At 44.5% G+C, this 11,943-nt stretch carries 10 protein-coding genes; all 10 read left to right on the top strand.

All coding sequences use genetic code 11. The features are described from left to right. The first annotated feature begins 109 nt into the window (after positions 1–109). Positions 110–1,444, top strand: a complete 1,335-nt coding sequence (glmM, locus tag V6C11_RS15420; protein ID WP_333532093.1) for a phosphoglucosamine mutase — start codon at positions 110–112, stop codon at positions 1,442–1,444. Between the two features lie 346 nt (positions 1,445–1,790). Further along, positions 1,791–3,620 carry a glutamine--fructose-6-phosphate transaminase (isomerizing) gene (gene glmS, locus V6C11_RS15415; RefSeq protein ID WP_333532092.1) on the top strand — a complete coding sequence of 610 codons (1,830 nt, stop codon included), beginning with the start codon at positions 1,791–1,793 and terminating at the stop codon, positions 3,618–3,620. Between the two features lie 691 nt (positions 3,621–4,311). Then, entirely contained in the window at positions 4,312–4,683 is a 372-nt protein-coding gene (locus V6C11_RS15410) for a hypothetical protein (protein WP_333532091.1), read from the top strand. Positions 4,684–5,014: 331 nt separating this feature from the next. Next, positions 5,015–5,803, top strand: a complete 789-nt coding sequence (istA, locus tag V6C11_RS15405; protein ID WP_333532090.1) for an IS21 family transposase — start codon at positions 5,015–5,017, stop codon at positions 5,801–5,803. Between the two features lie 96 nt (positions 5,804–5,899). After that, entirely contained in the window at positions 5,900–7,495 is a 1,596-nt protein-coding gene (locus V6C11_RS15400; protein ID WP_333532089.1) for a tyrosine-type recombinase/integrase, read from the top strand. Then, positions 7,476–8,453 (top strand): tyrosine-type recombinase/integrase, encoded by a 978-nt coding sequence (locus V6C11_RS15395; RefSeq protein WP_333532088.1) that lies wholly within the window; start codon positions 7,476–7,478, stop codon positions 8,451–8,453. The genes V6C11_RS15400 and V6C11_RS15395 overlap by 20 nt, the downstream gene beginning before the upstream one ends. Further along, complete coding sequence (locus V6C11_RS15390; protein WP_333532087.1) at positions 8,440–9,480, top strand: tyrosine-type recombinase/integrase; 1,041 nt, start codon at positions 8,440–8,442, stop codon at positions 9,478–9,480. Before V6C11_RS15395 ends, V6C11_RS15390 begins: the two co-directional genes overlap by 14 nt. Positions 9,481–9,653: 173 nt before the next feature. Continuing rightward, positions 9,654–10,403 carry a Mu transposase domain-containing protein gene (locus V6C11_RS15385; protein ID WP_333532086.1) on the top strand — a complete coding sequence of 250 codons (750 nt, stop codon included), beginning with the start codon at positions 9,654–9,656 and terminating at the stop codon, positions 10,401–10,403. After that, positions 10,396–10,737, top strand: coding sequence for an ATP-binding protein (locus V6C11_RS15380; RefSeq protein WP_333532085.1), 342 nt, complete (start codon positions 10,396–10,398; stop codon positions 10,735–10,737). The genes V6C11_RS15385 and V6C11_RS15380 overlap by 8 nt, the downstream gene beginning before the upstream one ends. Positions 10,738–10,824: 87 nt before the next feature. Then, positions 10,825–11,943, top strand: a 1,119-nt coding sequence (gene istA, locus V6C11_RS15375) for an IS21 family transposase (protein WP_333532084.1), incomplete at its 3' end; no start/stop codon positions are given.

The raw sequence follows: 11,943 nt of genomic DNA, 5'->3' as shown, positions 1-11,943 counted from the left end.
TTGATAAAGGACCAACAACAGCTATTGTTCATACTATTCTTATAAATTGACTTACCAAATGAATGAACGTATAATAATTCCTCAAATGGATAGGGGGAAAAGAGTGTAAATGGCTAAATTATTCGGAACCGATGGAGTACGCGGAGTTGCTAATACCGAGCTTACAGCGGAACTGGCCTTTAGATTGGGGCGGGCTGGTGCGTACGTCCTTACTCAGCAGGGGCATCCCAAAAAAATTATGATTGGCCGAGATACCAGGGTTTCCGGTGATATGCTGGAAGCAGCACTGGTAGCGGGAATATGCTCTATCGGTGTGGATGTCTATAAAGTGGGTGTATTGCCCACACCGGCCATTGCTTACTTAACAAAGAAGTTAGGGGCAGGGGCTGGCGTTGTTATTTCAGCATCGCACAACCCGGTGCAGGATAATGGTATTAAGTTTTTTGGACCCAGTGGTTACAAACTGCCCGATGAATTGGAAGACCAGATTGAAAAATTGGCTCTGGATGATCAGGCCGAGCTGCCCAGGCCAATCGGTGGAGACCTGGGCCGGATGTACTATGTGGAAGATGCTGTGGACCAATATGTTAACTTTGCTAAAAATACAATTGCCACTGATCTTACGGGCTTAAAAATCGTTGTGGATTGTGCCAATGGTGCGGCCTATCAGGTTGCGCCCAGAATATATGCCGAACTGGGAGCAGAGGTTATTTCGATTTTCCATCGACCGGATGGAGTAAACATCAATGCTGATTGCGGCTCTACCCATCCCGAGACCCTGATGGAAGAGGTTGTTAAGCAAGGGGCGGACATTGGTTTAGCCCACGATGGGGATTCTGACAGAGTACTGGCCGTGGATCATCAGGGTAACCTGGTGGATGGCGACCAGATAATGGTAATGTGTGCGAAGCATCTAAAAGCAAAAAAGAAATTGCGCAAGAACCTTGCTGTAGTTACTGTTATGAGCAACCTTGGCCTGCATAAGGCTCTACAGGCAAGCGATATTGAAGTGGCAGAAACTAAGGTGGGGGATCGCTATGTGCTGGAAAAATTATTGGAAACCGGTGCTCGCTTCGGTGGGGAGCAATCCGGCCATATTATTTTTTTGGAGCACAATACCACTGGAGATGGCATAATCACTGCCTTGCAAATGCTGAGCGTGATAAAAGAAAGCGGCAACCCCCTGGCCCAACTGGCTGGTCAAATGGAAAGATACCCACAGATTTTGAAAAATGTGCAAGTTAAGGATAAAAATTATGTCATGAACAGTCCCATCATTTCCGAAGCCATTCGGCGTTTTGAACGGGATTTAGCAGGTCAAGGGCGCATCCTAGTCCGTCCCTCCGGCACAGAGCCCCTGGTTCGGATTATGGTAGAAGGCAAGGATATGGATGAACTGCAGCGTATCGTGGAAAAAATGACTGAAATTGTGGGCAGCATTTAATGTTGCCCACGAGGATAATTGTATAACTTAAACCCGGCAAGGGAGGTGATGCCGTCAGAATAACGGTTACTACAACTAAATACACTAGCGCCAGAACCCTTTAGGGTTGACGAGGAGAGGGAGTATCGAAAATTCGGCGGATGCCCTCCGGCTTGGTCACAGCCGTAACGCAAAACAAAACCAGAAGGCAACTTCTGGTACAAACTTTGTTGGTGATCAATTGGTGGCATTTTGTAAATGTTTTGCGCCCGGGTATTTTGTTGTCTTTATCCGGGGAAATTAAACAAAAGAAATGAAGCCGTAACCAGGTTGGTTGCGGCATGACTATTTAAGGAGGTCGACATTTATGTGTGGCGTAGTCGGCTATGTAGGCAGCAAACCTGCAACTCCAATTATTTTGGATGGATTAAAGAAACTTGAATATAGAGGATACGATTCTTCTGGCATTGCTGTTTTGGATAAGGACGGTTTGAAGGTTGAAAAAAGAATGGGACGTCTGGCCGAATTGGAAAAAGCCTTGGCTGGCAGGGCTTTAGATGCCACCATTGGTATTGGTCATACCCGTTGGGCTACTCACGGACGCCCCAGCCATGTCAATGCCCACCCCCATACCTCCAACGACGGTAAAATTGCAGTGGTGCACAATGGCATCATTGAAAACTACCTGAAGTTACGGGAATGGCTAACTTCAATGGGACATATCTTTAAGTCCGAAACCGATACCGAGGTTATTCCACACCTGATCGAACATTTTTATAAAGGAGACCTCCTGGAGGCGGTACACAAAACAGTAGCTCAGCTGGAAGGCTCCTACGCCATCATGACCATTTCCAAAGAACAACCAGGACGTATTATAGCCGTCCGACAAGATATGCCATTGGTGGTTGGCCTAGGCGAGGGCGAGAATCTGCTGGCATCGGACATCCCAGCTTTACTTAAGCACACCCGAAATTGCTACCTGCTCAATGATGGTGATGTGGTTGATTTAAGAGCAGACCAAGTGATTATACGGGATGTTACCGGTAATATTGTCCAAAAGGAAATCTTTAAAGTAACCTGGGATGCCGAAGAGGCAGAAAAGGGTGGTTATGATCACTTTATGCTCAAGGAAATCAATGAGCAGCCCCGAGCCCTAAGGGATACCCTAAAGGGCCGGATCTCCCATGCCGGTGATAAAGTTATCCTGGACGAAATAAAGATGACCACCCAGCAAATCCAAAATATTAAACGCATTATCGTTACCGCCTGCGGTACGGCCTACCACGCTGGCATAGTGGGTAAATATGTCATCGAACAATTGGTACGTGTGCCCGTGGAAGTGGATATTGCCTCAGAATTCCGCTACCGTGATCCCCTAGTGGATAAAGATACCCTCGTGGTGGTGGTAAGCCAATCCGGGGAAACAGCCGATACCCTGGCAGCTCTCAGAGAAGCCCGCCGCCGTGGTGCCAGAGTGGTGGCCATCACCAACGTCATTGCCAGCTCTGTGGCCCGGGAAGCAGACGACATTATCTACACCTGGGCCGGCCCAGAAATCTCCGTAGCCTCCACTAAGGCCTATACCACCCAGCTAGTGGCCATGTACCTCTTGGCCCTCTTCCTGGCCCAAGAGCGCAACACCCTGGCTGCCGGCAACATTAAAGAAATACTAGACGACCTCAAAGCCATCTATACCAAGGCCCAGGAAGTGCTAGATGATATTGAATCCATTAAGGAATTTGCCCATAAATATCATCAAGCTGAGAACACCTTCTTCATCGGCCGCGGCCTAGACTATGCCGTTGCCCTGGAAGGCTCACTGAAACTAAAGGAAATCTCCTACATCCACGCCGAAGCCTACGCCGCCGGTGAACTAAAACACGGCACCCTGGCCCTCATCGTGGAGAACATCCCAGTAATTGCCCTGGCCACCCAGCAAAGCCTCTTTGAGAAGATGGTCAGCAACATCAAAGAAGTCAAAGCCAGAGACGCCTCCGTCATCGCCCTGGCCATGGAAGGCCACACCGAAGTGGAAAAAGTAGCCGACCAAGTACTGTATATTCCCAAGACCCACCCGGTACTGGCACCTATTATTACCGTAATTCCATTGCAGCTGTTGGCTTACTATATGGCTGTATACCGTGAGTGTGATGTTGATAAGCCGAGGAATTTGGCGAAGAGTGTGACTGTGGAGTAGGTTGGATAATAAAACTTATTTTTTTGTTCAAAGATTGTGGGTTCTCAAAAAGTTCTGGACTGTGATCAAAAAGTTCCGGATTGTAAGCAAAAAGATCTGGACTGGAAACAGTCAATTTGATAACTTAAAACACTGAGCTACGTATTTTTAATAATTTGCGTGCATAAAAATTCAAAAGTAATGTGTTTTGCTGTCTTTTGCAAGATAGTTTGAGAATGGGAGTAACCCCACCTTTATCAAGACTGTGAAGGTGGGGTTACTTTTAATTTGGATTTAGTACGTTTTATTATTGTAATGTGAACTACCGATTTACTTCCTCACACACTTCGCAACCTTCACAATCGAACCCACAGAAGTTTTCTGGTACTTCATTACACCAGCACCCAAAGGCATTAAAGTTTGTTTCGAGATGCATACCACATTTAACGGGTTTTGTCAAATAAGCAATTTGGCAATTTTCAGCACACTGGTGGGCTAATTTAAATTTTCTTTTTGAACCTAAAAAATAGACGTGCTCCGGCTATCGGGTACCCGTTGATCAAAGTTGAATATACTGTGGTGTATTTTCGATGGTATACGTATTTTAGGGTGGGCAGATAAGAATGGACGAATTTCCGAGATGCATTCAAAAGCATAATCGTCTAAACTTTACATATCGAAAACAGTATATAAAAGAAAAGGAGAGAGTTACATGCTTCTTAACCGAGATGCGATTTTCAACTTACTGAGGGCCAACGGTCAAAACCCACGGTACGTAGAAGGTTCAACAACACTAATTGAAACAAACTCAGCCGGTATTTTTTACATCCTCGAATACAATGGGAAAGGAAGAGTTGGCTGGGGAATATCCGACAAGATTGTTAATGATTTAAAACCATATTCAAAAAGTAGTATCCTCTTCATCAATGTACCAGCAGGCGAAATGTTTATCATTCTCGATCCTAAGGGAAACCCCTTTGCTTCGCTGTCAGAGCAAAAAGGCATCTATAAAATTGACCGTCATAACGTTGATCAATATGCCATTAGTTACGAAAATCTGGATGATTACATCAGCAGCCTCTAACTCAGAAAAGAATGTTAAAGTCCTACTATATAAAGAGACTAGAACAGACAGAGTAATCCTTTTGTCTGTCCATATTATAATTGGAATGTTTTCATTCATGGTATTCATAAGAAGGTTGAGGTTGCTATTTTTCTGGCTGCCTATTCTTAAACTATCTTGTGTATATTACGATAAGATAAGGCCACTATCACGGAGAAATAAGGCCAGTAAAACGGCGTAAGAAGGCCACCATCACAAAACGACAAGGCCACTCTATATTGACGGAAGAATCTCGCCTATAATGAAAAGTGCACACTTTGAGTGTGACAACGTTATAGGAGGTACGATAATTATGATTAATTATCGAGAGATCTTGAGACTGCGAAGCTTAGACTACAGCCAACGTCAAATTGCAGCTAGCGTGCGCAGCTCTCGAGACACGGTTAGCCAAGTCTTTAGGCTGGCGACAATTCACGGTCTTTCTTGGCCATTGCCAGATGAAATGTCCAATCAGATGATTTATGAGATGTTTTTTCCGGCACAGCTTGATTCAAACGCCAAGCGAATTCCCGATTACGCACAGATGCATAAGGAATTGGCAAAACCAGGTGTTACTTTAACACTGTTGTGGTCCGAGTATTGCGAAAAGTGTTATTCAGAAGATGCAACACACTACCAATACACTCAGTTTTGTGATAACTATCGACGGTGGGCTCGGGCCACAAAAGCCACTATGAGGATTAAGCGGAAGCCAGGTGATGCTTTTGAGGTGGATTGGGCCGGAAACACCATGTCAATCTATGATAAAGTAACCGGTGAACAAAGCGAGGCTTATATATTTGTTGGTGTATTGCCCTGTAGTTGCTACGCTTATGTTGAAGCTTTTCCAAGTATGGTTACCGAAAACTGGATCACCGCCCATGTTCATGCATACAACTATTTTGGTGGTGTTACACGGATTGTTATTCCCGATAATTTAAAGACCGGGGTGATTAAAAACACCCGTTTCGAGACTGTTTTAAACCGAAGTTACAATGAAATGGCGGCACATTATGATACCGCGATTATCCCTACCCGAGTGGAACGACCGAAGGATTATCTTCAAAACCACATTATCTTCAAAATCAGCAGAACTGCTTAAGCGTACAGCCAACCAAAAGCATGAAACTGAAGATAATAATCCATATATAGTGTTATTCTTTAGACAGCCTGACACAGGCTCGAAGGAGGATAACATATGACAAAACTGGAAACTATCATCAATACTATTCTGCAGCGGTTGAAATCTGAACTTGCCAATGAAACTTGGGAGTCAAGACGTCGCTACTTCAACCAGATGCTAAAGTGTGCTAAATTGCTTGGCATTACAGAACCATGCGCTAAATTGTATGATGAATTCATCAGAGATGACAATGGCTCGCCGGAACGCCACGCACTGCATATTCGCTGTGTAAAACTGGTTGACGCATTAGCCTTTACACAAGCCCGAGATGAACACGGCATACCGTTCAACGAACCATCCATGCCAGATGATGCCGAAGTCCATGAGTTTTTTCAGGGACGGGAGTTCCCGATAGCAGCAGATGTGCGTATTGATCACCTCATTGTCAAGGCTGAGATTGAAATGAAATACCTTAATCTCACAGATTCTACTATCGGGCAATACAAGCATTCTTGGATGGATATACGGCGCTATTTTTATGATGCCGGTGTCTTTGGATATGATGAAACATTGATGAAATGCTTTATCCAAGAAATAAACAACCTACGTCATAAAGGATCTATGAAGGAATGGAAGTGGAAAATTAACCGCAAGGCAGCACATGTCCTGATCGAAGTCGCAAATACAGGGCGCTTCCTTTGGGGAATGATCAAACGGGATGCCAGATGCCACAGCTTAGAAGCGGAATCCATTCGTTCACAGTACCTTAAGTACCTGGAACAGCGCAATCTCAGCAGATCCACAATCGACCTGCACGATTATGTATTTCGAAAAACTGTGGAGTTTTCTGGAATTGAAACAGCGAAAGATTTACTGTCTCTTTCACCCGGAAAAATCCATCTAGTTATTACAAAGTTTGCAGGCATCTGCAATAGACGGAGCATGGCAACCCTACTCCCAATCCTGCGTTCATTGTTGGCGTTCTTTCATACAACCGGCCTGATCAAAAAGGATTTATCCGGTATTGTAATGGGGGTATTTGTACAGCGAGGCTCGGTGGCCGCATATATTTCTGAAAAAGATCAGACAGGGCTGGTTGCACAGCTAGCTAAAGAGCCTAAACGTACAAAAGCAATCATCCTTCTTGCCATGCATTTGGGATTGCGTGATTGTGATATCTGCAATCTTACTTTTCAGACAATTGACTGGCGAAATGATAAAATCAGGCTGATCCAGAAAAAGACTGGCGAACCTCTTGTTCTGCCACTGCTTCCAGATGTGGGCAACGCACTGATGGACTACATTCTAAACGAGAGACCGAAACGAGCTGACCATTACCCCTATATATTCTTACGGAAACAGGCACCCCATAATAAACTGACCTCTGTTTACCCCACATGTTCCAGACTGCTTGGCAACTTGGGGATTAAACCGATAAACGGTACGGCTAGAGGTGTGCACCTTTTTCGTTATTCCATGGTACATAAACTTCTGGCTGCTAAAGTGCCTCACCAGGTCATTACCGATACACTTGGACATACCTCAAGGGAATCTGACAAGCCTTATCTGTCAATGGAGGAATCTATGCTCCGGGCGTGCGCACTAAATCTTTCCGTCATAGGTAGGGTTTCCTGGAGAGGCGGTGCTTCTAATGACGGATTATCCATTTAAAAGTCTCCTTAGTACCTGCATTAAAGAGTTTGTCGCCCAGAAACGTGCTTTGGGTTATCCTTACCAGTCTTCAGCCCGAATACTGTATCACTTTGATTTACTTGTGGCCGAGAAGTTCCCAGGAGGGAACACCATCACAAGGGAAATGTGCTCTGCCTGGATTCTGTCAAAACCTGGAGAGCATCCAAACGGTCTTTTAAGGAGGGTTACTCCGGTAAGACAGCTTGGTAAATACATGAAAGGGCTTGGCTATGATGTTTACGTCATTCCCGGTCACATCCCAGATAGGCAGGTTAAGTATGAAGCCCATATTTATACGACCGCTGAGTTGAAATCCTTTTTCCATGCTATTGATCGCTGCCCCCCTTCGCCGTTTTCCCCGACCAGAAGGTATGTAATACCGGTTATTTTCCGCATGCTGTACTGCTGTGGGCTACGTAGTTCGGAAGCACGCCTGCTGAAAAAAGAGGATGTTGATCTTAAAACGGGAAAGTTATTTGTCCGGGAATCCAAAGGCTGGAAAGCCAGGGTCGTATATATGAGCGAGGATCTGCGGGAAGTATGCAGGGAGTATGATTCTATCATTGAATCAATGTTTCCAAACAGGCAGGTATTTTTCCCTAACAAGGATGGAGGCTGTTTTAATAAATCAACAATTGGCCACTGGTTCCATGAGTTCTGGGATAAACTGCCTGAATCTGGTGCAATTACAGGAAATCCGGCAAGAGTTCACGACTTCCGGCATGGGTACGCGGTTTACCGACTAAATCAGTGGGTTAAGGAAGGTCAGGATATAAACACCCTTTATCCTTATTTGAGCGAATATATGGGGCACTCCAACTATGCTAGTACGGATTATTATCTTTCCCTTGTGGAAGATTTTTACCCTGAAATAGAACAACGGCTTTCTTCAGTAAATGATGACATCCTGCCGGAGGTGCATCATGAAGAGGAATGAAATCCATTTTTACCAGTTGCTCCGTGATTTTCTGACTGATTATCTCATAACCAAAAGGAACTTCAGCGACAAGACAGCTAGATCCTACCGGCAATCATTAAATCTTTTGCGGAATTATCTGCGTGAGGAAAAAGGCATCAACTTTGATCGGATGGATTTTTCCTGTTTTTCAAGGGACAGTATTTATGATTTCCTAATGTGGCTTAAGAACACTCGGAAGAATTCTGCGCAGACGCTTAACTTGAGACTATCAGCCATTAAATCCTTCCTGAAATACTGTAGTGAGGAAGATATGGTACTGATGCCGGTATACCTTGGCGTTGCCAGCGTCCACGCATTTAAGGGCTTTAAGCAGCCGTGTGTTGAGTATCTGACACAGGAACAGCTGAAACTTTTATTTTCATTACCCGATATGACAACAAGGCTTGGCCGGCGCGACCGTTTTTTCATGATCTTTGCTTATGAAACAGGCGCAAGAATTCAGGAATTACTTGACTTACGGTTGAACTGTATCATCCGCGGCGATACCAGTGTACGGGTCAGAATCCATGGCAAGGGAAATAAAACAAGGTATGTCCCTCTTCTTACATCAACGGTTAAGCATCTGGATGCCTATCTTGCAAGCTTCCATAAAGGAAGTCCCATAGAGTCTTTACTTTTCTATACCATACATGATGCGCAGAAAACACAGATGAAAGCCGGAACAGTCGATTATTTTCTTAAAAAATATGGAAAACTCGCCCATGAAGCCGATACTGCTTTTCCGAAAGGACTGCATGCCCATATGCTTCGGCACAGCGTTGCAATGGCTATGCACAAAAAAGGGATTCCTATCTCTTACATAAGAGACTTCCTTGGTCACAGCAGTATTGAAACAACAAGTGTTTATTCCTATTCGGATGAAGAAACCATCACAAAAGCATTAGAGTCTGTTGATCTTGAAGGAACCATTGGTAAAAAAGTTGTAAAGCAGAAAAACTGGAAAGGCAAGGAGCAGTATCTGCTTGAGTACTGCGGATTAAGCTGATTTATTATCTTCAAAAAACGGCGGAACTGCCTTGCAATTGAAGGTAGTTCCGCCGTTTTTTGAAGATAATGTGGTTTTGAAGATAATCTTTAATATCTTCAATTGAAGATATTAAAGATAAACCCAATGTCGAAGGCACCGTGAATCACACAGCTACGTGGATTTGTGCGGCTTTGAGAAATGAAAAATTCTTTACCATTCAAGAATTACACGATGCCATCTTCCTTAAACTGGAGGAATTCAACGCAAAACCATTCCAGAAAAGAGAGGGAAGCAGACTGTCGGCGTTTTTGGATGAAGAGAAACCATTTCTAAAGCCTCTGCCTGCTTCCCCGTATGAACTCGCAGTATGGTCCACTGCCGTAGTTCAATCTGATTATCTCATAACAGACGGAAAAAACAAATATTCCGTTCCCTTCGATTTAATCGGCGAAGAGGTCAATATTCGTCTAACGAGTCGAACCGTAGAGGCATTCTTTAATGGGTCCAGGGTGGCTTCCTTTCCTCGTGAAGCAGTCCGGCATCGCGAACCCATTGTCAATGTTGAGCATATGCCAGACAATCATAAGAAATATCTGATGTACAATGAAACAGCGTTTTTGGAATGGGCTGAGAGTATCGGTTCAAGTACACTTCTCACAGTTAAACAGTTTTTAGCCGCAGGCTCCGTTGTGGAGCAGGGATTTAAAGCCTGCGCTAGTCTAACAAGGCTGGCTGATCGTTATGGACATGCACGCCTTGAAAGAGCTTGCTCTCGTGCATTGGCCTATACCCCCGCACCTAGTATTAAAATCATCAATACTATACTTAGAACCGGTCAAGATAAAGTAGATCAACAATCATCGCCAAACGAAACCAACCCGGGAAGCCGTTATGGCTTTACTAGAGGGGCGTCCTACTTTGGAGGTGAGAAGAATGATTAATCAATCTACAGTCGAAACCCTTCGCCAAATGCGGATGGGAGCGATGGCACAATCCCTGGAAGAACAACTATTGGATCATGAAACGTATGTAAAACTATCTTTTGAAGAACGTCTTGCCCTATTAGTTGACGCCGAGTGGAGTAAGCGGCAGGCCAACAAGTTGAATCGTTACATCAGAAGTGCTCAATTATCCAATCCCGAAGCCTCTATTGAAGGCATTGAGTACCATCCTGATCGCAAGCTCGATAAGATGAGTATTCCGGCCTCTCAGAGCCAGTTAATCCGATGCGAAGAGCCACTATTTCCGAATGAGGGAGCCACTAGCTTCAATTGACTAATCCGCTATTGAGAGCCACCTTTTGAGAGTATTACAATTTATCCTGCGGATATTGCCGTAATACTTCGAGAGGGGGACATCTTTATGTCCAAAGAAAAACAAATCTTACAACTGCTCCAGCAAGGGTATAGCCAGCGGAGGATTGCAGATACGCTAAACGTATCCAGAAACACAGTGTCCAAGGTAACCAAGGCAGCAGTTGCGCATCCTGTTCCCGAGGACATTCTTAATTCCATAGGTGAACTGGAACTCCGCCAAAAGCTATTCCCAGAGGAAGCGTTAGTACCGGTTCTTGTCATCCCTGACTTTACTTACATCCACAAAGAGCTTTTAAAAAGCGGTGTAACATTAAAGATTCTGTGGGAAGAATACGTTGACACTTGCCGCAGTGTGGGCAAGCCACCTTACATGTACTCACAGTACTGTAAACTCTATCAGGATTATGTGGACAAAAATAAACTTACGATGCACATCCGGCATAAGCCTGGGGATAAGCTGATGGTGGATTGGGCTGGCACAACTATACCCCTCTATGACAAAGTGCTAGGTAAGAGTTGTAAGGTCTATTTGTTCGTTGCTGCTCTTCCTTTCAGCATGTACTGTTTCGCCAAGGCATGCCTCACTATGAAGGAAGAGGACTGGATTAATGTCAACATCAGCATGTATGAATATTTCGGGGGAAGCAGCCGACTTTTAATTCCTGATAATCTCAAGACGGGGATCCTAAGTCACAAGAAATATGAGGATCCTGTCGCAAACCGTGCCTATCAGGAGTTAGCTGATCATTACCACACAGCCCTCCTCCCAGCTCGGGTATTGGCTCCACGGGATAAAGCAGCAGTAGAAGGTACCGTGGGTAATCTGACTTCCCATATCATAGCAAAGCTGCGCAATAGCAAATTTTTTGGTATCAACGAACTGAATGCGGCCATCCGTAGAGAACTGGATAAATTCAACCATGCCCCATTTCAAAAGAAGGATGGAAGCCGTTATTCGGTTTTCATGGAGGAAGAGCTCCCCTTCATGCGGCCACTGCCTAAATATCCGTATGAATTCGCACAGTGGAAGATAGCAACGGTGCAGTTGAATTATCACATAACCATAGACCAACAGAATTATTCCACGCCTTATGAGTATGTCAAAAAGAAAGTTGATGTCAGGTACACCAACAACATTATTGAGGTCTTTTACAAAGGCACTAGG

Origin of the sequence: Desulfotomaculum sp. 1211_IL3151 (assembly GCF_036763075.1) — a bacterium.
Classification (GTDB): Bacteria; Bacillota; Desulfotomaculia; order Desulfotomaculales; family Desulfotomaculaceae; genus Desulfotomaculum.
This window is presented reverse-complemented; position numbering and strand designations above follow the sequence as displayed.